General features: G+C 72.2%; 17 protein-coding genes and 2 pseudogenes. 1 reads left to right on the forward strand and 18 read right to left on the reverse strand.

Annotation, left to right across the window (positions count from 1 at the left end; translation table 11 throughout):
- Positions 1 to 8 precede the first annotated feature (8 nt).
- The 12 genes and pseudogenes from AB0A63_RS00505 to AB0A63_RS00560 form a co-directional block, all read right to left on the reverse strand.
- Complete coding sequence (locus AB0A63_RS00505) at positions 9 to 533, reverse strand: cold shock domain-containing protein (protein WP_360384950.1); 525 nt, start codon at positions 531 to 533, stop codon at positions 9 to 11.
- Positions 522 to 719 (reverse strand): annotated as a pseudogene (locus AB0A63_RS00510) (cold shock domain-containing protein); the annotation flags it as partial. The gene AB0A63_RS00505 and the pseudogene AB0A63_RS00510, both read right to left, overlap by 12 nt.
- A 42-nt stretch (positions 720 to 761) precedes the next feature.
- Positions 762 to 947 (reverse strand): annotated as a pseudogene (locus AB0A63_RS00515) (cold-shock protein); the annotation flags it as partial.
- A gap of 94 nt (positions 948 to 1,041) precedes the next feature.
- A complete protein-coding gene (locus AB0A63_RS00520; protein ID WP_360383551.1) occupies positions 1,042 to 3,264 on the reverse strand; it encodes an MMPL family transporter in 2,223 nt (740 codons plus the stop codon).
- Positions 3,265 to 3,442: 178 nt separating this feature from the next.
- Positions 3,443 to 5,713 carry a methyltransferase gene (locus AB0A63_RS00525; RefSeq protein WP_360383554.1) on the reverse strand — a complete coding sequence of 757 codons (2,271 nt, stop codon included), beginning with the start codon at positions 5,711 to 5,713 and terminating at the stop codon, positions 3,443 to 3,445.
- A complete protein-coding gene (locus tag AB0A63_RS00530; RefSeq protein ID WP_360383557.1) occupies positions 5,710 to 6,600 on the reverse strand; it encodes a hypothetical protein in 891 nt (296 codons plus the stop codon). The genes AB0A63_RS00525 and AB0A63_RS00530 overlap by 4 nt, the downstream gene beginning before the upstream one ends.
- A 59-nt stretch (positions 6,601 to 6,659) precedes the next feature.
- Positions 6,660 to 6,881, reverse strand: coding sequence for a hypothetical protein (locus tag AB0A63_RS00535; protein WP_360383559.1), 222 nt, complete (start codon positions 6,879 to 6,881; stop codon positions 6,660 to 6,662).
- Between the two features lie 222 nt (positions 6,882 to 7,103).
- Positions 7,104 to 7,985: a TauD/TfdA family dioxygenase gene (locus AB0A63_RS00540; protein ID WP_360383562.1), complete on the reverse strand. Its 882-nt coding sequence runs from the start codon at positions 7,983 to 7,985 to the stop codon at positions 7,104 to 7,106.
- A gap of 7 nt (positions 7,986 to 7,992) precedes the next feature.
- Positions 7,993 to 9,255 (reverse strand): biotin carboxylase N-terminal domain-containing protein, encoded by a 1,263-nt coding sequence (locus tag AB0A63_RS00545; RefSeq protein ID WP_360383565.1) that lies wholly within the window; start codon positions 9,253 to 9,255, stop codon positions 7,993 to 7,995.
- Positions 9,252 to 10,370, reverse strand: coding sequence for a phosphonopyruvate decarboxylase (gene aepY, locus AB0A63_RS00550; RefSeq protein ID WP_360383568.1), 1,119 nt, complete (start codon positions 10,368 to 10,370; stop codon positions 9,252 to 9,254). The genes AB0A63_RS00545 and aepY overlap by 4 nt, the downstream gene beginning before the upstream one ends.
- Positions 10,367 to 11,221 (reverse strand): isocitrate lyase/phosphoenolpyruvate mutase family protein, encoded by an 855-nt coding sequence (locus tag AB0A63_RS00555; protein WP_360383570.1) that lies wholly within the window; start codon positions 11,219 to 11,221, stop codon positions 10,367 to 10,369. The genes aepY and AB0A63_RS00555 overlap by 4 nt, the downstream gene beginning before the upstream one ends.
- Positions 11,218 to 11,913: a class I SAM-dependent methyltransferase gene (locus tag AB0A63_RS00560; RefSeq protein WP_360383573.1), complete on the reverse strand. Its 696-nt coding sequence runs from the start codon at positions 11,911 to 11,913 to the stop codon at positions 11,218 to 11,220. Before AB0A63_RS00560 ends, AB0A63_RS00555 begins: the two co-directional genes overlap by 4 nt.
- Positions 11,914 to 12,249: 336 nt before the next feature.
- Here AB0A63_RS00560 and AB0A63_RS00565 point away from each other — a divergent pair, with 336 nt between their 5' ends.
- Positions 12,250 to 12,999, forward strand: a complete 750-nt coding sequence (locus AB0A63_RS00565) for a thymidylate kinase (protein ID WP_360383575.1) — start codon at positions 12,250 to 12,252, stop codon at positions 12,997 to 12,999.
- A gap of 37 nt (positions 13,000 to 13,036) precedes the next feature.
- Here AB0A63_RS00565 and AB0A63_RS00570 read toward each other — a convergent pair whose 3' ends face one another.
- From AB0A63_RS00570 to AB0A63_RS00595, 6 genes are all read right to left on the reverse strand, one after another.
- A complete protein-coding gene (locus AB0A63_RS00570; protein WP_360383578.1) occupies positions 13,037 to 15,679 on the reverse strand; it encodes a DEAD/DEAH box helicase in 2,643 nt (880 codons plus the stop codon).
- 79 nt (positions 15,680 to 15,758) lie between these two features.
- On the reverse strand, positions 15,759 to 19,169 hold the full coding sequence (locus AB0A63_RS00575; RefSeq protein ID WP_360383581.1) for a helicase-related protein: 3,411 nt from the start codon (positions 19,167 to 19,169) through the stop codon (positions 15,759 to 15,761).
- Between the two features lie 132 nt (positions 19,170 to 19,301).
- Positions 19,302 to 20,513: a GAF domain-containing sensor histidine kinase gene (locus AB0A63_RS00580; protein WP_360383584.1), complete on the reverse strand. Its 1,212-nt coding sequence runs from the start codon at positions 20,511 to 20,513 to the stop codon at positions 19,302 to 19,304.
- Positions 20,503 to 21,999 (reverse strand): glycosyltransferase family 2 protein, encoded by a 1,497-nt coding sequence (locus AB0A63_RS00585; RefSeq protein WP_360383587.1) that lies wholly within the window; start codon positions 21,997 to 21,999, stop codon positions 20,503 to 20,505. Before AB0A63_RS00585 ends, AB0A63_RS00580 begins: the two co-directional genes overlap by 11 nt.
- Positions 21,996 to 23,084, reverse strand: coding sequence for a HEAT repeat domain-containing protein (locus AB0A63_RS00590; RefSeq protein WP_360383590.1), 1,089 nt, complete (start codon positions 23,082 to 23,084; stop codon positions 21,996 to 21,998). Before AB0A63_RS00590 ends, AB0A63_RS00585 begins: the two co-directional genes overlap by 4 nt.
- The gene (locus AB0A63_RS00595; protein WP_360383593.1) at positions 23,081 to 23,455 is read right to left on the reverse strand and encodes a response regulator; all 375 of its coding nucleotides are present in this window, start codon (positions 23,453 to 23,455) and stop codon (positions 23,081 to 23,083) included. Before AB0A63_RS00595 ends, AB0A63_RS00590 begins: the two co-directional genes overlap by 4 nt.
- Positions 23,456 to 23,512: the final 57 nt, after the last annotated feature.

Raw genomic sequence — 23,512 nt, forward strand, 5'->3', positions numbered from 1 at the left:
CCGGGCGGTCAGGCGCGCTCGACGGCGTCCGCCTGCGGGCCCCGGTCGCTCTGCCGGATGCGGAAGCGCACCCGCTCGCCGGCCACCAGGGGCTCGCCGGAGACCACCGAGACGTGCACGAAGAGGTCGGGGCCGCCCGCGTCGGGGGTGATGAAGCCGAAGCCGCGGTCGCCGTCGTAGCGGGCCACCGTGCCGTCGCCGGCGCGAGCCGCGGGCCGGGCGGCCGGACGGGCCTGGCTGGGGGTCGCGGCGGTGTCCACCGGCTCGCCTGCGGCCACGAACCGCACCTCGCGCGCCTGACGACCCTGGTCCACGGTGACCGTGGTGAACGAGACCCGGTCGCCCTCCACCGGCAGGTACCGGTCGTCGACCAAGGCGCGCTCGTGCAGGAAGACGTCGCCCGCCCCGTCGTCGGCGGCCACGAAGCCGAACGACTTCTCCTCGTCGAACCACAGCACGGAGCCGTCGGCGCCGTCGCCGGGGGCGACCAGAGGGGCTCGGTGGACGCCGGCGTCGAAGCTCAGCGGCACCACGTGCTGGGCCTGCGGACCCTTCTCCCCCGCCGTGACGACGAAGGCCACCCGCTGCCCGGCCGCGAGGACGCCCCCGGTGACGATGGCGGAGGAGTGCACGAACACCTCCGCGCCCCCGCCGTCCGGCGCGGCGAACCCGTAGCCCTTGGCCGGCTCGTACCAGGAGACGGTGGCGAGCACGCCCAGGGTCGCGTCGGGCGAGGCGTCCCCGGTGACGGCGACGTGCAGCGCCTGCGGACCGCGAGGTCCCTCACCGGTCTCGAACTCCACGGTCTGGCCCTCGCGCAGCGCCCGTGCCGCACCCTCGCCCTGCACCTGCGAGACGTGCACGAAGATGTCGGGGCCGCCGTCATCGGGGGCGAGGAAGCCGAAGCCGCGCTCGAGGTCGTACCAGCGGACGGTTCCCTGCTGCACTGTGCACTCCTGGTCTAGCGGGTGGTTGAGGGTCCAGTGTCCCAGGCGCATGAGATCCCGGTTGACCCACCAGCGGTGTTGGAGTGTGTGCGCACTACCGGGCGGCTTCAGGTAGAGGGTGACGTGTGGGAGCCACACGGGTGGACGTGTCCGGTGTTTCGCGGAGGCCCACGCGTCGGTGCAGGTGACGCATCGGTGCGGGAGCCCACCACGCGTGGCGTCCGAGCAGCCGCATGCCGACCGGCATCAGGACGCCGCGGATGAGGGTGGCGTCCAGCAGGACGGCCAGTCCTGCTCCGATGCCGAACATCTGGACGAAGCTCACTCCGCTGAGGGCGAACGCGAAGAGGCTGACCGCGATCAGTGCCGCGGCGGTGGAGACGAGCCGGCCGGTGCGGGACATTCCGGTGATCACCGCCGAGTGGTGGTCGGCACCCTGGTCGTGGGCCTCCTTGATGCGGCTCACCACGAACAGCTCGTAGTCCATCGACAGCCCGAGGATGATGGTGACCATCAGCACCAGCATGCAGATGTTGAGCGGTGACGGGGTGAAGCCGAGGACCGGTGACAGCCACCCCTCCTGGAAGACCAGCACCAGCACACCGAGGGTGGCCGACAGGCCGAGCACGTTGAACGCCACCGCCCGCAGCGGTTGCAGGAGGCTGCCGGTGAACAGGAACAGCAGGGCGAACGTGGTGATCGCGATCAACGCGAGCGCCAGTGGCAGCCGGCTTCCGATGGCGTCCTGGCTGTCCGCCAGGAGCGCTGCCTCGCCGCCGACCACGACCGAGGTGCCGGGCGGTGCCGGCAGCGCGCGGATCGCGCTGATCAGCTCGCGCGCCCGCGCCGAGCTGGGTTCGAGTTGGGCTGCGACGAGGAGGCGCTGGCTGTCGGCCCGGACGAGCGTGGCTCCGGCGGGGACCGGTCCGCTGTCGTGACCGCGGACGAACGCTCCCGCGCTGGAGGTCACCTGCGCCACGCCGGGAAGCTCGGAGATCCGGCGTGCGTGGTCGGCCACCGCGGCCGGTGTGGCAGTGCCCTGCACGACGACCTGGATCGCCCTGCCGTCCTCGGTGCGGAAGTGCCCGCGCACCACCTCGCCCACCACCCGGCTGTGTGCGGAGCTCGGGAGCACCCGGTCGTCGGGCATGCCGATCTCGGCCCGCGCGAGCGGCATGGCTGCCAGCAGCAGCAGGACGATCACCGGCACCCCGGTGAGCAGCGGCCGCCGCATGGCCGTGTCGGCGAGCCTTCCCCACAGGGCCGACCCGGAGCCGAGGGGGTAGCGGTGCGCCCACGGCAGGCGGCCGGCGTTGACCTTCGGTCCGAGCACGGTCAGCACCGCGGGCAGCACGAGCACCGCGCTGATCATGGACGCGGTGACCACGCCGATCCCGGCATAGGCGAACGAACGCAGGAAGTACATGGGGAACAACAGCAGCACGGAGAGCACGACGGCCACCGTGACGGCGCTGAACACGATCGTCCGGCCGGCGGTCTGCACGGTGCGGATCACCGCGGCGGAGGGGTCGAGCCCGGCGGCCAGCTCCTCGCGGAACCGGCTCGTCATCAGCAGCGCGTAGTCCACGGCCAGCCCGAGTCCCAGCCCGACGGCCATGTTGACCGAGTAGATCGACACGTCGGTCACCGACCCGATGACCGACAACCCGGCGATGGTGCACACGATCGCGGCACCACCCATGAGCAACGGCAGCGTCGCGGCCACGACCGTGCGGAAGGCGAGCACGAGCAGGAGCAGGATCACCGGAACGGCGATCAGCTCGGCCAGCAGCAGATCGGCGGCCAACTGCTGGTCGGCGTCCAGCTCGGCCGCCGCCGAGCCGCCGATGTGGACGGTGATCGGGCCCCGGTCGCCGGCATAGCGCTCACGCAGCCGCTCGACGGTGTTCTGGTTGTCCGCGAAGTCACCGGAGAACTGGCCGAGGGCGAGCGCGTGTCGGCCGTCGTCCGAACGCAGCTGCGGCGTCGCGGTGGCGAAGTAGGAGGTCACGTCGGACAGCACCGGGTCGGTCTTCAGGCGCGCGGTCAGCTCGCCGCCGGCTTGCCTGACCGCCGCGTCGTCGACCGTGCCGGTGCGGGCGGTGATCAGGACCAGGGCGTTGACGTGCCCGCCGAACCGCTCCTCGATGAGGGTCTGCGCCCGCCAGGACTCCGAATCCGGATCACCGAAACCGGAGGTCGTCAACGCACCGGAGGCGGTGAGACCGAGTGCCCCGGCACAGATCACCACCGACACACCTGCCACGAGGACGGCGCGTGCGTGCCTGGTGACGAACCGGCCGATACCTCTGAACACGCAAGGACTCCCTCTGCGTCGGATGCCGGTGGACCGCTTGGCTGTCGCATCGGGAAGCTATTGCCACCGGGTTCCGCGCGCTCTTCGTGCCGCCCGATCGAGCGTCCCTCCAGAGGGTGCGAACGCAGAAGATCAACCGAGAGCGTGACCGTGTCACGGTCGGCGTGGACTGTGGTGCTCAGACGAACCACGTGCCGCCGCGGGCGGCCGGTGACACATCGGCCAGGGCGACCTCGCCCGAACCGGTCGACACCTGGAGGAAGTAGGCGCTCAGATGAGTCGCGCGCTGGGCCTCGGCCAGCCGGGCGTAGGACTCGCGGACCCGGTCCGGCTGGGTGTGCGTGGCGGCGGCGACCGCCGCGATGAGCCGTTCGCAGGTGTCCGTGCCGGTGGTCAGCGGCGAGTGGGAGACCACCGTGCAGCGGATGTCCAGGTCGTGCTCGCGTGCTGCCGCGGACAACCAGTCACCGAAGCGCCCCGGTCCGCCGTCGGTCAGCGTCATCCCGACCAGGTGCGCCCGGCCGCGGCCGGTCAGGGCGTCCGGGAGGCCGGCGAGCACCCGTGAGGTCACCAGCAGGCCGTCCTCACCGCCGTGGCCGACACGGGGCGCCGGCAGGTCCGCCACCGGGTAGGGCAGGGTCGGCGGGTTGGCGACCACCAGGTCGAAGCGCCGCCCGGCGACGGGCTGGTACAGGTCGCCGGAGAGGACTTCGACGCGGTCGGTCAGCCCGTTCAGCGCGGCGTTGAGCCGGGTCACGCGGGCGACTCGGGGGTCGAGCTCCACCGCGGTCACCTGCGGTGCGAAGCGGGCGCAGTGCAGCGCGTGCAGCCCAGGGCCGGCGCAGAGGTCGAGGCACGCTCGGGTTCCCTGCGGCGTCAGCCGGCTCAGCAGTGCCAGGGAGTCGTCACCGAGGTAGCAGAGCGGGTCCGGCTGCGGACGGTGGCAGATCAACCAGCTGCCGGCGACGAGCAGGACGGCGAGGCCGTCGGTGTCGACGCACCCGTCCTGCCGCTCGACGAGCACTCCCGCTGCCGTCAAGCCCGCCACCGACGCGGCGAGGTCCGGCGGCAGCGCGTCCGGGTGCACAGCGCGGCCCAGCAGCAACAGGTCCACGACGGCACGCAGACCCGGTGCCGCGTGGTCGCGTGCGGCCCGCCATGCCCGCGGGTCGAGGACGGACGGGGTGAAGCAGGTCAGGAACTCGCCGTACCCGGTTCCGGTGAGCACCTCGCTCAACCGCTCCACCGCTGCGATGGCGGTGTCCTCCGACGGGGAGGTGCCTATCTGGGCCGGCGTGCGCAGGACGAGGCCGCGGTCGGTGATCCGCTGGACCAGGCTCTCGACGTTCGGCGCTGCCTCGCCGTCCCGCTGTCCGACGGCCGCCTGTGCGGCGGCGGCCGTGGTCCTGCCGTCGCACAGCAGCAGGTGCGCGAACTCCTGTTCCGACAGCTGCAGCGAGGCCGCGAACTCGTTGAGCCGGGCGACGGCGATCCCCTGGCCGGAGAAGAAGAAGTCGACGTCGAACTCCAAGGCGGGCAGCACAGGGCCGGTGGCGCGGTCGTCGTCGCGCACCGGGACCAGCGGCACCCTCGCGGGTGCGGGGCGTCCGATGAGGTGGTGCTCCGCCCAGGCGAACACCGCCCGCGCGAAGGCGACGCAGCGGGTGGCGTGGGCCGCGGCCGACCGGGGCTCGGGTCTGGCCGGCGCCCGGTGGAGGTCCCAGAAGACGCGGTCGGCGGGCAGACCGGTGCTGCGCGTCCACAGAGGACGGTCCCAGTCGCCGGGCAGCCGGGCCAGCAGCCGGGTGCGCCACTTGGGGTTCGGGTTGGTGAGGTGGTGGGCCGCGAGCAGGCCGTCGACGGCGTGGCCGAGGAGGTCTTGCGCCGCCAGCACGCACGTGGCGTCGTCACCCTGGCGGCGGTAGCCGACCAGGTCGACCTGGACGGTGCGCGCGAGGTGGCGCGCGACCTGGAGTTTCAGCCTCGCCACCGAGGCGCGGTCCGGCCGCCAGGACCACGGCGCCGGACCGGGGCTGGGCGGGTGGACCACGAGCCCTTCGAGCAGGCGGTGCAGCAGCAACCGCTCGCCGTCGTCGAACGGGGCCAGCTCGACCAGGTTCCACGGCAGGCACGCCCAGTCGCGCAGGCGGTGGATCAACGACTCGACTCCGGCCCGGTGGAGGATCCGCAGGTCGACCATGCTGTGCCCGACGGCCCAGCACAGCTCGTCCTCCGCGCGGTCGGTGTCACCTTCGCCGGGGACGAGGATCAGGTCGAGGTCGGACTTGTCGTTGCCCAGCCCTTCCACCAGGGAGCCGACGGCGAGGACCAGGTCGCCGGGGCGCAGGCCGACGACGTCGTCGATGCCGGCCAGCAGGGCCGCCTGGTCGGTGCCGCACCGGGCCAGGCACGCCGTGAGCGCCGGTGACGTCTCCGTGGCGCTGCTCACGACCGGCCGATCCCGATCTGGTGCAGGACGGGTTCCGGGTCGCCCGCTCTCGCGCGGCAGGTCGGCCGGCGGGCGCAGCACGCGACCGAGCAGTCGAACACGTTCCCGCCCAGCTCCTCGGTGGTGATGGTGTTGAAGTCGTGCAGCCGCTTGCGGAACAGCGCCGCGAACCGGCCGGGGTCGGCGTTCCGGCCGATCTCCTCGACGAGCACGGCGGTGTAGGCGATGTGGCTGAGCTCGTCGGTCAGCAGCGCGTCGTGCAGCCTGGTGATCTTGTCCTGGTTCTCTGGCGGGCAGTGGACCGCCAGGACCGGGCGCTGCATGGCGTGGTGGACCGTCGTGCGGATCTCGGCGATGTTCATCTGGAGGAAGTCGTCGATCGTGGGCACCCTGGCGTACGGGGACCCCGGGACCGGGAACAGCTCCCGCCGCATGGTGAACCCCGGTGACAGCTGCCGGAGCTCGGCGCGGAACTCCGGCGACACCGCCCCGGGGAAGGTCAGGTCGAGCAGCGACAGGTAGATCAGGGAGTGCCTGGACTCGTCGCAGGCGTGGCGCTTGAGCAGGCGCTGGTGGCGCGGGTCAACCGCGCAGGCCGCGAGGGACCACAGCCGCCGGGAGCCGTCGCCCTCGCGCTCCGCGTTGGTGATCAGGGAGATGCCCATCCACCTCGGTTCGACCGACAGGCTGCGGTAGATGAGGCCGTACTCCGCTGTGCCGAACGGTGGCGGTTCGTCCCGCAGGGCTTGGTCCAGCGCCTCGAAGTAGCGCGGGCACCCGGCGTCCGGGTAGTGGGTTCGAACCGCCACCTCGGCGATGGACCGGATGAGGTCCGTGGAGGGTTCACGCCCGAGCAGAGTGTGCGCGAGAACAACGTCCTGGGACATCCGAACCTCACATCCTCGCGATCGGTGCTGGGGCCACGTTCGGCCAGACGGTGTGGCGGTCAGACGGCCTGGGGCTCGGCGTCGAACGGTGAGTTCATCGCGACGAACGCCATGTCGGCGTCCGGGTACTTCTCACGGATCTGGTCGAGCGTCGACTGGTCGAGCTGGAGCTCACCGTTCTTGATCCGACCGGTCAGGACCAAACCGGTGCGGTTCTCCTGAATGGTGCTCGCCGCGCTCGCGAGTTGTTCCACATCGGCCGCGCGTTCCTGGTTAGCCATCGGGATCGCCTTTCATCAACAGAACGTCGAAATGTTAATTGCCCGGTTTCCCGAGCGTACTGCGGCCAATCCGGGCCGACAAGGGCACGTGGCCCATTATTCGCAGCCGGGCGTTTTTACATCCGATTCGGTGATTTCGAAGTACTATTTCGGCGGATGGCACCCGAGTGGTGGGGAGTGGCGTTACCGCCGGTGATGTCGCCGGCACCACCCGGGGGTAACTCACAGAGGTGGTTGCAGGACAGCCGGCCGGGCCCCGATCCACGTCCGCAACATCAGCCGGCCCGCACCCGCGCCGGGCCGGTCCTGGAACGCGGTCCTGCCGTGCACGACCGCCCTGTTGTTGACGACGACCACCTGGCCGGGTTCCAGGCGGTGGCAGGTGCGCAGGTCCGGGCGGGACAGCAGCGCGTCCAACCGGTTCATGGCCCGCGTCTGGGGCTCGGACAGCGGGGGGACTCCCGGTCGGCGGTGCGCGCTGTCGATGTACTCGCGCAGGTAGGCGATCCGCGCTTCCCCGCGGTCGAGCTCCAGGACGGGGCGCGGCACGGTCACCGGGTGGCCGGGGCGGTCGTCCCGCGTGTCGAAGTGCACCGGTTGCCGCAACGCGGCCACCGACTCCGGCTCCGACGCGAGCAGTTCGCGGACCAGGTCGGCCACGTGCACCAGGACCAGGGCCCCGCCTGCCGCCGCCTGCCGGACGCAGTGCAGCGCGAAGTAGGCGGGCACCTCGCCGGGCCGGTGGATGCCGTCGGTGTGCAGGTGCCCGCCCTGCCGGGTGTCGGAGTAGCGGACGGTGGGTCCGCTCTCCAGCCGGACGCCCCGGTCGCGCACCTCGCGGACCACCTCGCCGTCGAAGGTCTGGGGCAGTGGCCTGCCCAGCGCCACCGACAGCGCGAGCAGGAAGCGGCGTGCCGCGGACTCGTCGAGGTGACCGAGCCCGGACAGCAGGAAGTAGCCGGGCCCGGTCACCAGGTGCCGTTCCTCGCAGTCGCGCGCCGCCCTCGCCAAGGCGGCGCGGGAGGAGGGGTCGTCTCCGACCACCCCGTCCACCAGCCGCTGGTCGAGGTGGTGGATCGGGGTGGTCTGTTCGCTGTCGTCCATGTCGTCGTCACACCTCCGTGAGCGCTCGGGATCGCCGGAGGCACCACTGCGCGATGTCCGCGCCGTGGTGCCGGACACCGGCGAGGTGCAGATCGCCGACTGCGCGCGCCACGCGGTCGTACGCCTGGGCGCGGCTGGTGCCGGTGGTCAGCACCTGCGCCGCGATGGTGTCGAGCACGACCGGCTGCCCCACGTCGAGCGTGCAGTCGACGACCACCCCCGGCCGCTCGGCGGGCAGGCTCACCCGCCTGAGCACCCGGTTTGCGGGCGTCCCTGGGCGGAGGAACAGGTGGCCTTGCACGACGTGCGTGCCGGCGGGCGGGTCGACGGGGGTCGACCGCGCCCCGGCGGCCAGCCCGAGCTGCAGGGCGATCACGTCGATCCCGGTCACCGCTTCGGCGATCCGGTAGGCGCCGGTGAGGCGCGGGTTGACCTCCTGGAACGTGTAGCCACCCGCGTGGACGAGGAACTCGACCGTCACCACGTTGAGCAGGCCGAACGCGCGCGCCACCCGCTGGGCGTCGGCTCGCATCGCCGCCAGGAGCACCTCGGGCACGCCGTGGACGGGCGCGGCCTCCAGCAGCTTGCGGTTGCCCGCCACCAGCAGCGATTCCCGCTCGCACAGGTGTGCGGCGTTGCCCTGGTCGTCGACCGCCACCACCACTCCGACCACGCGCGCGGGTTCCACGTACCGCTCGGCGTACCAGTCCGGGTGGTCGGCCAGCGCGGCGGACAGTTCCGCCGGACACCGGACCACGCGGACCCCCTCACCCTGCCGGCAGCGCGACCGCTTGAGCACGACGGGCAGGCCGTGGCGGGCGACGAGCGCGCGGATCATCCGCCTGCCGACGGCGTGGGGAAGCACGGGCACGCCGGCGCGCTCGGCCGTCTCGACCGCCCAGGCCGTGTCACCGGCCACCGCGAGCGCCGCCTCCGGTGAGCCGACGAACCGGATGCCCCGCTCCGCGAGCCCGCGGGCCAGTGCCGGGTCCTCCGCGACGGCTCCCCAGCCGGGGTGCACGGCGTCCACCCCGGCCGCGACCGCCGCGCGGACGACGCAGTCGGCGCAGTCGTAACCGCCGCAGCCGGCACCGGCGCGGGTGGTGGCGGCGCAGCCGGCTGCGTCGAGCACCACGTGACCGGCGAGGACGTGCCGCCGCTGCGGGTCCGACGGCGTCACGACGGTCACCGGGGCGATGCCGAGGGCGCGGCACACCGCGGCCGCGCGCACCGCCGGTGCTCCACGCGCGGCGACCAGCACCGATCTCACCGGTCCACCCCGAGCCCGGTGGTGGCACACGCGGCGAACCGGAACCTCTCCCGGATGCCGCGGTTGTCGAGGACGGACGTGACGCGTGGCGGGGTCACCCCGGCGCCGGCCGCGATCCGCACCGCGACCAGGTGCGGGCCCGGTGCGCCCGCGACGCGCTCCAGGCAGGCGTGCACCTGCTCGACGGTCCGGCAGACCGCGGCGGTGCGGTAGCCGACGGAGAGCGCGAGGCGGTCCCAGGCGACCGGGTGGGCGCGGGTCCGCTGTCCACCCGTGGAGTCGTAGGCACCGTTGTCCAGCACCAGGTGGGTCAGGTTGGGCGGCTTCCTGTCACCCACCAGCGCCAGACCACCGAGGTGCATCAACGCGGAGCCGTCGCCGTCCACCACGACGACCCGCCGGTCGGGCCGGGCGACCGCCGTGCCCAGGCCCAGGCCGATCGCGTGGCCCATGCTGCCCTGCACGTAGAAGTTGCCGGGGCGGTCGTCCAGCCCGAACAGCTCGCGGCTGATCATGCCGGTGGTGCTGTAGACCAGCGCGTCACCCAGGTGCGCGCAGATCGCGGCGACCGCGTCCGCGCGACGCATCACCGCGTCCGCGGCCGTGTCCGGGACGGGGCACGAGGCCAGCGTCGCCTTCGGCACGAGCAGGGCGAAGCAGCGGTCGTGCCGGTACTCCCGTTTCGCCCGGTCGAGGGCGGCGTCGAGGGAGTCCACCGACGGTCCGAGCACCGCGTGCGCGACCCCCACGGCGTCCAGCAGCGCGGCCGTGGCGTGACCCATGACCTCGTGGTGCGGCTCGTCGTCGCGTGCGTCCGGCCACCCGCGCAGGCTCATCACGACCAGCAGCGGGATGTCGTAGGACATCAGCAGGGAGGTCAGCGGGTCGAGCAGGTTGCCCAGCCCGGAGTTCTGCACCAGCAGCGCGGCGCGGCGGCCGGCGAGCTGCGCGCCGGCCGCCATCGCCATCGCCACCCCCTCGTTGGGCGCGGGGACGTAGGCGCCGCGGCGTTCCAGGACGGTGAACGCGCCCTGCAGGTAGGAGCAGGGAACACCGGTGAAGAAGTCGAACCCGCGCGTCTCCAGCGCGCCGCAGAACACCTCCGCCTCGATCACGCTCCCCACTCCTCCCACTCGGCGGTCCTGGTCAGGGCGAAGACCTCCTTCACCGGCGCGATCGAGTCCTCGGCGGTGGCCGCGTCGCCACGCAGGTGGATCTCGCTCAGCACCGTGCGCACGGCCAGCACGGAGGCCCTCAGGGCCTGGTTGGCGTAGATGACCAGCGAGACCCCGGCGTCCTGCGCCTCGGCCAGGCTCCACCGGTAGTAGGTCGTCGGCACCACGACCACCGGCGCGCGGCGGCGCCACCGGTGGAGGAACTCGACGATCTCGTCGGGTTCGCGCCGCTTCGAGTGGACCAGCACGGCGTCCGCGCCGGCGTCGACGTAGTGGTGCGCCCTGCGCACCGCCTCGTCCATGCCCGCGCCGGCGATCAGGGCCTCGCAGCGGGCCACCACGGTGAAGTCCTGGTCACGCCTGCTGCGCACGGCCGCCTCGACGCGCTGGGCGAACGCGTCCGGGTCCTCCAGGACCTGTCCTCCGTCGAGATAGCTGTTGCGCTTGGGGAACACCTTGTCCTCGACGCAGATCCCGGCGATGCCCGCCGCCTCGCACAGCCGCACCACGCGGACGAGGTTGATCGCGGTGCCGAACCCGGTGTCGCAGTCGACCAGCGAGGGCAGGACCGTCGCACCGTCGATGAGCGCGGCGGCGTCGAGGCACTCGGTCATCGTCAGCAGACCGAGGTCGGGCAGCGCACGGGTGGCCGACAGCTCGAAGCTGGACACCCACACGCCGTCGAAGCCCGCCTCCTCGACCATCCGCGCGGTGAGCGGGTCCCTCGCCCCGACGATGCGCGAGACAGCCGGTCGCGTCAGCAGTTCGCGCAGCTCAGCGGCCTTGGTCATGCGTACCGCCCTCCGACGTGCCCGGGGCCGCGGTGCCGCGGCGTCGCGCGCTCCACCTCGAACAGGCAGTGCCAGTGGTACGAGCCGGGCGTCCCGTGCTCGGCGTCGAAGGCGTCGAGCAGTCTGAACCCCCGGTGCAGCCGCACCAGGTCGGCCTCGTCGGCGTAGAGGTGCGGATGGACCTTGTCGTCGGTCGCACGGGGCTGGACGAACGTGTTCGGCGCGACCTCGACGCCCCGGCCGTGCTGCGCGTTGCGCTTGGACAGCATCGTGGCCTGGTAGAGGCCACCGGGGCGGAGGACGCGGCGCACCTCCCCCAGCACCCGCGCCAGAACGTCCTCGTCGGCGTGGTAGACCACGTTGAAGGCCAGCACGAAGTCGAAGGCGCCGGCCGGACAGGGCAGGGACGTGATGTCGGCGACGTCCGCCGTCAGAAGCATTCGCCGGTCGGCCGCCTCACCGCGGACGAACTCCACCGCGGCGGCACTGCGGTCGATCGCGTGGACGGTGAAGCCCTCCTCCGCCAGCAGGAACGTGTGCCGTCCGATGCCGCAGCCGAGGTCCAGCACGTCGCGCACGCCGCGCTCGCGCAAGCGGTGGACGGTGTCCGTCACCCAGGGGTGCGGCGCGACCCAGCCGCTGCGGCCCTGCCGGGTGCGCCACATCCGGTCCCAGTAGAGGTGCGCGGTCATCTCGCCGCCCCACCGGGTTCTCGACCGGAGATTGCGACATCCGATCGAACAACGCGCGTTCGGGGCACGAGATCACCTACCTGACCGAGTGACGAGAATTGCGCACGGTGACGCACATCGATTCCGTCATCCATTCGGACAACGTGAGAAACTTTGAACATGAAATCCTCCCGGCCTGTCCGAGGTGACTGTACCGACATCGACTCCGCCCGGCGTGTCGAAATCCGACCCGACACTCATGTGGTGGGAATATCACCTTGATTCGAATGCAACGTGAAAGGCCTACGCAATTCCTGGAGAGGGATCGCCGTTCGGGCCGGGGAGGACGATCGAACAATGATCATCGCTTTGGACGGGCCCGATGGCGCGGGCAAGAGCACTCAAGTCCGCGACCTGGTCGCATGGGCACGGGCGGAGGGCCACTCCGCCGCCGTCGTCGGCAAATGGGACGTCTTCCGCCACGACGTGGTGCCGCACGCGCGGTTCCTGCGGGGCACGGACCAGGTGGACCTGCGCACCTGCATCGCGGAGATGCCCACCCCGGCACGGATGCTGTTCCTGGGGTGGATGAACGCCACCGCGGCGACACTCGCACTCGAACGCACCGAGGACCTCGTGGTCCTGGACGGTTACTGGGCGAAGCACGCGGCAGCCGAACTGCTCGCCGACTGCCCACCCGACCTCGTGCACACGATCAACGCCGCGATGGCGCCCGTCGACTCGGTCGTCTACCTCGACGTCACGCCGGAGGAGGCCCTGCGCCGCAAGGGCACCGACCTCGCCCCCTACGAGTGCGGCCGGGACGCCGGGTGCTCCCCCGCGCGCTTCCTGACCCACCAGACGGCCGTCCGCCGGGTCCTGCTCGACTGGGCGCGCACGCGGGGATGGACGGTGATCCCCAGCGACTCCCGGCAGAACGTCCAACGCGCCCTGCGCGACCACGTCGCCGCACTGCTCCCCACCCCGCACCGCGGTACGACGGCGGTGACCGACTGGTCAACCGGATCACGCCCGCTCCGCGCAGCCACCACGGCCTCGGCGGACATCAGCCCGACCGCGACCGGGAGTCCGATCCGAAGCCGGTGATCCGGCGGCCGACCGAGTGGCGCGGGGCGCTCGGGGTCTACGAGGCCGGGCCGCCGAGCAGTCGTTTCCGTTCGGCGGCCACGATCTCGCGGGCGATCTCGGCGTCGGAGATGTCGAACGCCTCTGGCGCGCTGTCCGCCGTCGCCGAGGTGCGTGCGAACTCGTCGAAGAGCTCGCGCTTGCGCCCGAGGATGTCGGTGATCCGGCGGTCGACGCCCTCCTCGGACAGCAGCCGGTGGACCTGGACCGTCTCGAGCTGGCCCATCCGGCGCGCCCGTGCGATCGCCTGCCACTCCGTGGTGGGCTTGAGCTGCGGCTCGCAGATGACGACCACCGAAGCGGACTGGATGTTGAGACCGACACCGCCGGCCACGATCTGGGCGACCAGGACCGCGCCACCGGCTGCCTCGGAGAACTCGTCGACCATCGCCTGGCGCCGGGCAGCGGGGACCGATCCGGTGAGCGGCCCGAACACCTTGCCGGGCAGGATGCGGGCGACGTCGTCCAAGACGCCCCGGAAGTGGGAGAAGACCAGCACCTTGCGCTGGTTCTCCTCGGCCTCCTCCACGATGTCGAGGAGCCTGCGGACCTTCTCGGACCTGTGGCCCGCCCGCAGCGCGGCCTGGCGCATCGCCATGAAGTTCGACTCGGCCACGGACGCGCGGTAGGCCCGCTGGTCCTCGTCCGAGAGCGGCAGCCACTCCTCCACCTCGACCAGCTCCGGCAGCTCGGTGAGCACGTCCTCCTGGTTGCGCCGCAGGTAGACGGGGGCGACCTGCTTGCGGAACTGGCGCGGGGCGTGCTCCCCCGCGTCGACCGCGAGGTCGGGGCGCAGGTAGTCGACGAGGTTGCGGAACTCCTCGATCCGGTTCTCCAGGGGCGTGCCGGTCAGCAGGACCGCGCGCGGGGCGCCGCCGATGAGCGCCCGCGACCTCGCCGTCCGCTTGGCCTCGGGGTTCTTGATGTAGTGCGCCTCGTCGAACACCAGGCAGGCGGGGGCGGCCTTCGCGGGAACCCGTCCCTCCAGCCACGCCAGGCTGTCGTACGTCGTGACGGCGACGCCGCCGTCTCTGACCCACTGCCTGAGCGCGTCGTCGCGGCCCTGGCCGTGCAGCCGGAACGCCCCCAGGTCCGACTTCGACCGGACTTCCCGGACCCAGTTCGTCACCACGGCCGCGGGGCAGACGACCAGGAAGTGGTGGGAGCCCTTGGCGCGCAGGTGCGTGAGCACGGCGATCGCCTCGACGGTCTTCCCGAGGCCCATCTCGTCGCCGATGATGACCTTGCGCTGCACGATCGCGAACCGCGCGCCGAACGACTGGTAGCCGCGCAGCGAGGCGCGCAGGTGGGACGTCTCCAGCTTGAGGTCGCGGATCGCGTCGAGGATCTCGTCCGGGAGGTCGCCGCCGGTGCCCTCCTCGTCACCGCTGAGGAAACCCAGCTCGGAGAGCATCGCGTAGTAGTCGGCGGGACGCGCGAAGAAGTCCTCCCACGGGTCGGCCGCGCCGCGGGACGGGCCGCCGCCGTCGTGGTGCCCGAGCGCCCCCGCCCAGTTCGTGACCCTGTCGCAGACCGCGCGAAGGTCCGCGACCTGCCGTTCGGCGGGGATCACCACCAGGTGGGTGGCGCCGTTGGCGACGGTGTTCGCGATGGCGCGCAGCTCTTCCACGGCCGCCAGCTCGGCGGCGGCCGCGCCGATGGACCGGACCGCGGACCAGGCGCGCAGGGCGCGGAGCAGCTCGGTGGCCGCGGGCGTCCGCTTGGCGATGTCGATGCGGACCGGCATTTCGTCCAGGGTGGTCTGCCAGATGGTGCGCGCGGCCCCGATCATCCGCTTGCCGGTCACCTCGCCCACGCCGGGAAGCGCGGGGATCGCGTGTTCGTGCCGCAGCACCGCGCCGACGGTGGTGATCCCGGCTTCGCGGAGCGCGCCGAGCCGGAGCTGTCCGCTCGTGGCCTCCCGCAGGCGTTCGACCGGCATCTCGGCGACCATCGCCATGGTCTCGTCCTGGCGCAGCGCTTCGGCGGCGGTGGCGACGACGGCCTGGACCTGGTGCACCTCGCGCAGCGACCGGTCGATCGCCGCCAGGGCCGCCCGTGCCGGTGCCAGGAACCGCACGTCGACCACCTGGGAACCGGCCGGGAGCCGGTGGGCGAAGCCGACCTCGGGCGCCAGCAGCATGTTCTCGGGGACGTCACGCGTCAGCGCCGGGTCCCACCGCTCCAGCTGCGCCAGTGCGGTCAGGGCACCCGAGCCGGTCAGCCGGCCGTCGAGCTCGGCGAGGTGCTGCACGCTGCCCGCTGCCTTCTCCTTGCGGGCCTTGGAGGCGAACAGGCGCCGGGCGCCGAACGCCGATCTGCTGTCGGCCAGCGCCGTGCGGACGCGGTCGTTCAGGAGACCGGTCAGAGCCTCGTGCGCCTGCTCGGAGACCTGCGGCAGCTCGTGCGCCCGCCGCAGCGCGGTGACGCGGGCACGGTCGTCGGGGCGCAGACTGATGGTCTGCCACAGAACGGTCTGGCCGATCCCGCACCGGTGGACGCGGCGCTCGATCTCACTGGCGGCGGCCGCGGCTTCGTCCGCGACGGCCTTCCTGGTCGCGCGCACAGCCGCCGCCCGGTGGGACCACTGCTGGAGGCTGGCCGCGATCTCCTTGGCGCGCTCGCGTTCGACCTTGTCCATCGTTCTCTCTCGTCACCCTGCCTGCCGGCGTCGACCGGCGGGAGCTGCGGTCTGCTGTCCCCTCGCGAGCGTGTCCTGGTCAGAAGGGCGCTGTCCCCTTCGACCACGACTGGGCCCAGTCCCCGCGGACGCCCGTCGCCGCGAAGCCTCCCAGGTCGGTGGTCCTGAAGGGATCGGCGAGGTAGCGCACCTGGTCGTGCTCGGGACCGCGCGGGTCGACGGAGACGAGGGCGAGGCGGTAGTGGGGTGCGGCGTTCTTGCCCGTCATGACCTCGTTGTGGGTCACGAAGAAGTCCTCGGCACCCGCTGTGCGCGCCTTCACCTCGATCCGGATGGCGGTGCCGTCCGGGGCGGCGGAGAGCACGTCGAAGCCGGGGTTGGTGAAGGCCTGCTCCTCGGGTGCGCGGCCGAGCTTCCGCTCGGCCGCCAGGACGAGGTCGATCCCGCGCCGCTCGACCTCCTTGGTCTCCTTGGCGTGCAGGGGCGCGTTCCGGTCGATCTCGTCGGCGACCAGCGAGAGCGGGAGGACCAGTGCGGCGGTGACGAACCGCGGTGGCTGCGTCGACATGTGGCTCTGCCGGTCCAGCAGCTCCATGCGCCTGGCGAGCCGGACGTCGAGCTCGGCGGCCTTGCCGGCGAGGCTGGTGGCCGTCTCCTTCACCTTCTCCCCGCGCCGCTGCTTCTCCTGGGCGGTGGAGGCGTCCCGGAGCAGGCGCTCTCGCTCGGCGACCAGGCGTTCCCGGACCTGGTGGCGCGTCCGTTCCAGCTCGGCGGCACGGGCCGGGCGGACCTCGTCGAGGTACTCGCGGAGCCGGTGGGCGCTGATCCAGCTGAGCGCCTTGGTCTCGGCGTCGGCGAGCCACGCGGCGGTCTTGGCCTGGTCCACCCCGTGACCGCGAGGAGCGGCCACGCAGTCCAGGTACGGCGCCGGACCCGCGGAGGTGACGGTGCCGTGCTCGTCCACGAACACGTACCCGAAGCGGCGTGCCACGGACGCGCCGGTGGCGTCGTTCACGGTCTCCTCGACGCCGACCAGGAGATGGGGTTTCTCCAGCGTCGCCGACACCAGGACCGTGCCGGCGGCGAGGGAACCGGAGAACCGCTCGATCGCCAGGTCCACCACCGCGTCGTGCAGCGGGTGGCCCGGCGCGAGCAGGTCGGCCCGGACGGCTTCCTCGTCCCCGATGTGGTCGAGCGCGAAGCACACCCGCTCGTACCGCGACGCGACCGGGGCGTGCGCGTGGGCGCGGACCGCCGGTGGGACGTGGGGGATCTCGAAGCGCCCCTTCTCCCGCCGGACGACCTTGCCGCCCAGCCGGGCGAACGCGACCTTGAACGCCATCTCGACGTAGTGCGGCTGCAGGCGCTTCGCCCTGGCTTCGTCCATCGCCGCCCGCATCGTCTGGAGGTCGTCGTCCGAGAAGCCGGTCGCGGCCAGCGCCCGCTCGGTGAGCAGGTGCCGCACCCTCTTCCCGGCTGCCTCGTCGATGACCTCGTGCATGCGCGCCCGCACTTCGGGCTGCTCGCCGTATTGGATGGCGCGCAGCAACAGGTCGCGCAGGGGTGTTTCCGCGAACGCCTCGCCGAGGACGTCGAAGACCTTCCCGCCGTAGGACTCGCTCATCTGCTCCAGCTTCCGGAGCAGGGTGGCGAAGACCTCGCCCTCACGGGTGTCGGTGGCCACCAGGTTCCACAGCCGGCACACCTCGGTCTGGCCGATGCGGTGCACGCGCCCGAACCGCTGCTCGATGCGGTTCGGGTTCCACGGCAGGTCGTAGTTGACCACCAGGTGCGCGGCCTGGAGGTTCAGGCCCTCGCCCGCGGCGTCCGTGGCCAGCAGCACCTGGCACCCCGGGTTCTGGGTGAACTCCTCGGTGGTCCTGCGCCGGTCCAGTCGCCGCACCCCGCCGTGGATCGCCACCACCGCCTCGGGCCGCCCCAGCAGGGTGGTGATGCGTCCGCGCAGGTAGTCCAGCGTGTCCCTGTGTTCGGTGAAGACGATCAGCTTGCGCGGCACGCCCCTGCCATCGGTCGTGAGCGTGTGGTCGTGGAGGATGCGGGACAGCTCCGACCACTTGCGGTCCGTGCCGGACGCGCGGACCCGGGACGCGGCCGCGATGAGCACGCCGAGCTCCTTGAGCTCGGCGCTGAGCTCGGCGACGGTCTGGGCGGCCGTCGCGGCGTCCACGACCTCCTCTTCGAGGGACTCCAGCTCCTCGGCGCTCAGCTCGTCGTCGTCGAGGACAGCGAGGTCGGCGTTCGGAAAGGACTCGGCGAACGAGCCCGCCTCGATCTCGCGCTTCTTGCGTTCGAGCCGCTCGGCGCGGCGGCCCAGTGACCGGTGGATCGCCTCGGGGCTCGAAGCCAGCCGCCGCTGGAGAACGGTCATCGCGAACCCGACGGTGTTCCGCCGCTTCCCGTCCAGGCGCTCGGCCCGGTTCATCCCGGTGCGCACGTACTCGGTGACGTCCTCGTACAGCTCCTGCTCCAGCGGGGTCAGCTGGTACGGGACCGTCTCGGCGACGCGTTCGGGGAACAGCCGCTTCCCCTCGAAGGTGAGGAGGTCCTCCTTGACCACGCGGCGCATGAGCCCCGCGGTGTCGACCGTGGTCTTCTTCCTGCCCGCGAACCGGTCCCGGTCGAGCAGGGTGAGGAAGGCCTGGAAGTCCTCCTCCTTGCCCGAGTGCGGGGTGGCGGTCATCAGCAGCAGGTGCCGGGCGATCTCACCGAGCTTCTCCCCCAGCAGGAACCGCTTCGTCTTGCGCAGCTCGCCACCGAACCAGTTGGCGCCCATGCGGTGCGCCTCGTCGACGACGACGAGGTCCCACCGGCTCTCCAGCAGCTTGCGCTGGAGCTCCTCGTTGCGGGCGAGCTGGTCCATCCGCGCGATCACGAGGTTCTTCGCCTCGAAGACGTTGACGTTGACGTTCGCGTCGATCAGCTGGTTGGTGAGCAGGTCGAAGCTGAGGCCGAACTTGAAGAAGAGCTCGTCCTGCCACTGCTCGACCAGCCCACCGGGAGCCACGACGAGACACCGCTGCACGTCGTCGCGGAGCACGAGCTCCTTGACGTAGAGACCCGCCATGATCGTCTTGCCCGCGCCGGGGTCGTCCGCCAGGAGGAACCGCAGCGGTGTGCGCGGCAACAGCTCCCGGTACACGGCGGAGATCTGGTGCGGCAACGGGCGGACGTTGCTGGTCGCCACCGCGAGCATGGGGTCGAAGAGGCCGGCCAGCTGGATCCGCTTGGCCTCGGCGGCCAGCTTGAAGTCCTCCGCGGGAGCGTCGAACGCACGCGCCCCGCTGTCGGCGACGGTGAGCGAGTCCTCGTCGTCGCGGTAGACGAGGCGCTGCCCCAAGGAGCCGTTGACGCGCTTGTAGGTCAGCTCGACGGTGTCGGCACCGTGCGGCTGAGCGAAGAGGACGGTGACCGTCTCGCCCGGCTCCACCCCGTTCAACCGGACACTGGACGTCAACGACTCCAACCGCACGCGCAAAGCTCCTGTCGACCGCACCACGACGTTCCCCACGGCATGTCGTGGGGCCGGCAGGCGGTGTTACCGGCCGACGTGCTGATCACGTCACGCCCTGGCGAACGTCTCCGCAAGATCGCTTCGGCTCGATCAGGCGGCGGGCAGGGTGAACCAGACGGTCAAGCCGCCGTCGATGCCGTCGGCCATTCCGATCGTGCCGCCGTGGGCGGTGACGACGCGTCGGCAGGTGGCCAGTCCGATGCCCGTGCCGCCTTCGACCGTGCCGTGCTGGTGCACCTGGCTCAGCAGCGCGAAGGCCTCTTCGCGGCGTGCGGGTGGGATGCCCCTGCCGTTGTCGGCGATCTCGACGCGCACGAACTCGCCACTGTGCTTCGCCCGGATCCGCACGCGGAGCCGCCGGTCGGGGCGTGCGAAGCGGACCGCGTTGCTGATGACGTTCTGCAGCAGCGCTCGCAGGTGTGTCTCGTCGCCGCGGACTGCCGGCAGCGGTTCGAGGTCCAGCTCCACCGGCTCGGTTCCCGCGCCGGTGGCGCGGTCGTCGACGAGGTCGGCGAGGAGGGTGCCGAGGTCCACGGACCGGCACCTCAGCTGTCCGCCGAGCTTCGCGTACTCCAGCAGTTCGTCGACCAGGGCGTGCATGCGGTTCGCGGCGCCCCTGCCGCGTTCGACCAGTCGCCCGGCGGTCGGGGCGGCCACGACGGCAGGGTGGTCCGACAGCAGTTCGAGGAATCCCGTGATGCCCGCGAGCGGGTTGCGCAGGTCGTGGCTGACCCGTCCGGCGAAGTCGGCGAGCTCGCTGTTGGAGCGCAGCAGCTCGGCGCGGGCCGCGGACAGTTCCGCGACGGTGCGGGTGAGCGCCAGGCCGGACCGTCGCAGCTCCAGCACGTCGACGGCCTGGTGGGCGAGCAGGTCCAGGCTGCGCCGCTGTCGCGGGTCCAGCCGGCGGGGGACGTCGTCGAAGACGCACAGGGTGCCGAGCACGGCGCCGGAGGGCGCCTGCAGCCTGCTGGCGGCGTAGAACCGGACCGATGCGATCCGGCCCGTGACGAAGGGGTTGGCGGCGAAGCGGGGGTCCTCCCGTGCGTCGAACACCTCGACCGGCTCCGGGGTGACGATCGAGACCGCGCACATCGAGTCCTCCCGCGAGCAGACCGAGGGTGAGATCCCCACCGCCGCGACCTGGTGCTGCAGGTGCTCGCTGATCAGGTTGACCGCGCCGTGGGGTGCCCCGCAGACCTGCGCGGCCAGCTCCGCGAGAGCTTCCAGGTCGGGATGGCGCCCCAGGTCCTCGATGCCGTACTCGGCCAGCACGGAGTCGCGGTCATGCAGGTCAACGGGCATCGGGCACCACCTCTCCCGGATGTGCCACCGGTCCGGACGCGGGCACGGGACCGCCCGCGGGCTCGGCGCTGGCGAACCCCACCCGCGTCATCCGGCCCCACTCGGCCTTCCCGCCCCGCAGGGCGTCCACCAGGCCGCGCAGCCGCCACACCGCCGTCAGCTGCCGGTAGCCGACGTTCTCGACGACCGCCACCACGAGGGCCACCGCCAGGTCACGCCAGCCGCGGTAGCGGTGGAACGAGTACTCCTCCACCACGAGGGCGACGAGGGAGAGCGCGACGCCGTAGCCGAACGCCACCAGGAAGAACAGCACGGCGAAGGCCCAGTCGACGGCCCCCATCAGCAGTCCGGCGGCGAGTGCGACGAGCCCGAACAGCTCGACCACCGGCGCGAGCAGCTCGAACAGCGCGTAGAACGGCAGTGCCAGCGTGCCGACCGCGCCGTACGCCGGGTTCCCGAGCATCCTGCGGTGCTTCCACAGGACCTCCGCAAGGCCTCGGGACCAGCGGCGCCGCTGGCGGCCGAGCACCCGCAGCGACTCCGGCACCTCGGTCCAGGCCACCGGCTCGGGGACGAACACGACCCTGGCGCGCCGCCGGTGCTCGCGCATCCAGCGGTGCAGGCGGACGACCAGTTCGGCGTCCTCCCCGATCGTGTCGACGTCCAGCCCACCGACCTCCACCAGGACGTCGCGCCGGAACAGGCCGAACGCCCCGGAGACGACGACGAGCGCGTTGAGGGCCGACCAGCCGGAGCGTCCCAGCAGGAACGCACGCAGGTACTCCACGACCTGCGTGCGCGCCAACCAGGTCCTCGGCATGCGCAGCTCGGTCACGCGTCCGGCCGTGACGGTGCTGTCGTTGACCGCGCGCACGACGCCGCCGGTGGCGACCACGTGTTCAGGGTCGTCGCCGAAGGGCCTGGCCACGACGAGCAGGGCGTCCGGGTCGAGGAGCGAGTCGGCGTCGACCATGCACACCAGCGGTTGGACCGAGACGTTGATGCCGGTGTTGTTCGCCGAGGCCTTGCCGCCGTTCTCCTTGCGGACCACGACCAGCGGCACCGCTCCCGGCGGGGCGTGCACCGAGGTGATGGCGCCGCGGGTGAGGACGTCCTCCGGCACCACCCGCGGGACCTCCACCAGACCGAAGTGGGAGCGCAGCACGTCGAAGGTGCCGTCGGTGGAGCCGTCGTCGACGACCACGACCTCGAAGAGCGGGTGCCGCAGGGCCAGCATGGCGTTGACGCTCTCGACGATCGTCGCTTCCTCGTTGTGCGCCGGCATCACGACCGAGACCCCGAGCGCCAACGGGTCGGTGTACGTCTCTTCGAAGCCCGCGTACGGGCGGCGCCGGAGGTGGCGGCGGAACTCGCGCACCGCGAGCAGGATCAGGCCGAGGTAGCTCGTGTTCAGCAGCAGGAAGTAGGCCAGCACGAACCAGTTGGCCAGAACGACGACGTCGCTGACGACGTCCAGCGCGGTCATGGCCGCACCGTCGCCGGCGGCCTCCTGGCGTTCGCCGCCGCCAGAGCCTCGCGGGCATGCCCCGAACGGTCAGCCACCCGCGCGAGAGCGGCCACTCCGTCAGGGCGAATCGCGGCGAGAGACGCGGCGGCCGTGTGCGCGACCCAATGCACGGGATCGTCGACCAGCTCGGTCAGCACCGGGACCGCGCGCCGCGCGCCCAGCACGCCCAGGGCCTCGGCCGCCGTCACCCGCAGCACGAGCGGCTCGCGGGCGGAGGTGGCGGCGATGACGTCGTCGACCGGGGTGGGAGCGCCGATCAGGCCGAGAGCACGGACCGCACGCAGGCGGACCTCGGTGGAGCGGTCGGTGCGCAGCATCGCCACGAGCACGGGTGCCGCCGCCACCGCGCCGATCAGGCCGAGGGCTTCGGCGACCTGGGCGCGAACGAGGTCGTCGGCGTGGTCCGCCGCGGCGAGCAACGGTGGGACCGCCGCCGGGCCGATCTGCCGCAGCGCGGTCATGACCAGGTGGTGCGGTAGCGGGGGTGTGCGCCGCAGGCCGTGCACGAGTGCGACCGCCGCGCTCGGGTCGGCCAGCCGGCCGAGGGCCCGCACGGCCACGGCCCGCACTTCCAGGTCTCGGTCCCCCAGGAGTCGTGCGAGCTGCGCCGTCGCCCCCGGTCCGCCCACCGCGCCGAGCAGGTGGGCCGACCGGGCACGCACCACGGCGCTGCGCCGATGTGCGCCGCGCATCGCCCGCTCCACCGAACCTCGCCGTTCGAGCAGGCCGACCACGGCGGTTCGCGCCTCGCCGCGCACCTTGCCGAGCATGGCGACCGCGACCGGCTCCAGTGCGCGCCACGTGCGCGCATCCACCGCGGCGAGCCGTTCCACGGACACGGCATCGTCGTCTTCTCCTGCGACCAGCCGGACCAGCCACGGGCGAGCGGAAGCCACCAGGCCCGCGCGGCGTGCGTCGGTGACCCGCAGCCACCACCGGCCGGCCAACACCGCCAGGGAGAGGGCGACGAGCAGCACGGCGAGGCATCCCACCGCGACGACCAGCACGTCGCGGTCGATCGACGGGGACACCGGTGAGGTCATCGCCGGCTGCGGGCCAGGACGGCGCGGACCCGGCTGGCCAGCTCACGGGGGCTGAACGGTTTGGTGAGGTAGTCGTCCGCTCCCCAGTCGAAGCCGCCTTCGACGTCGCTCTCCCGGGCACGGGCGGTCAGCAGGATCACCGGGATGCCGGCGGTGGCCTCGGCCGCGCGCAGTTCCCGGCAGACGTCCAGGCCGGTCATCCGGGGCATCATCACGTCCAGGACGGCGATGTCCGGCAGGGCGTCGCGGGCCAGGGTCAACGCCGTGGCGCCGTCTTCGGCGACGAGCACGTCGTAGCCCGACTGCTCGAGCTTGAACACCACGACGTCCCGGACGTCAGCATCGTCATCGGCGACGAGCACGGTGGTCATGGGAACTCCCGAACTCTCGGTCTCCCGTTCGAGGTACCCCTGATTAGAACATTCAGT

The organism is Lentzea sp. NPDC042327, from assembly GCF_040647275.1.
Taxonomy (GTDB): domain Bacteria; phylum Actinomycetota; class Actinomycetes; order Mycobacteriales; family Pseudonocardiaceae; genus Lentzea.

Excerpts from the sequence above, each read along its gene's own strand:
- AB0A63_RS00580 (WP_360383584.1), bottom strand. The coding sequence starts at position 20,513 with ATGCCCGTTGACCTGCATGACCGCGACTCCGTGCTGGCCGAGTACGGC.
- AB0A63_RS00535 (WP_360383559.1), bottom strand. The coding sequence starts at position 6,881 with ATGGCTAACCAGGAACGCGCGGCCGATGTGGAACAACTCGCGAGCGCG.
- AB0A63_RS00590 (WP_360383590.1), bottom strand. The coding sequence starts at position 23,084 with ATGACCTCACCGGTGTCCCCGTCGATCGACCGCGACGTGCTGGTCGTC.
- AB0A63_RS00585 (WP_360383587.1), bottom strand. The coding sequence starts at position 21,999 with ATGACCGCGCTGGACGTCGTCAGCGACGTCGTCGTTCTGGCCAACTGG.
- AB0A63_RS00555 (WP_360383570.1), bottom strand. The coding sequence starts at position 11,221 with ATGACCAAGGCCGCTGAGCTGCGCGAACTGCTGACGCGACCGGCTGTC.
- AB0A63_RS00530 (WP_360383557.1), bottom strand. The coding sequence starts at position 6,600 with ATGTCCCAGGACGTTGTTCTCGCGCACACTCTGCTCGGGCGTGAACCC.
- AB0A63_RS00540 (WP_360383562.1), bottom strand. The coding sequence starts at position 7,985 with ATGGACGACAGCGAACAGACCACCCCGATCCACCACCTCGACCAGCGG.
- AB0A63_RS00560 (WP_360383573.1), bottom strand. The coding sequence starts at position 11,913 with ATGACCGCGCACCTCTACTGGGACCGGATGTGGCGCACCCGGCAGGGC.
- AB0A63_RS00570 (WP_360383578.1), bottom strand. The coding sequence starts at position 15,679 with ATGGACAAGGTCGAACGCGAGCGCGCCAAGGAGATCGCGGCCAGCCTC.
- AB0A63_RS00595 (WP_360383593.1), bottom strand. The coding sequence starts at position 23,455 with ATGACCACCGTGCTCGTCGCCGATGACGATGCTGACGTCCGGGACGTC.
- AB0A63_RS00565 (WP_360383575.1), top strand. The coding sequence starts at position 12,250 with ATGATCATCGCTTTGGACGGGCCCGATGGCGCGGGCAAGAGCACTCAA.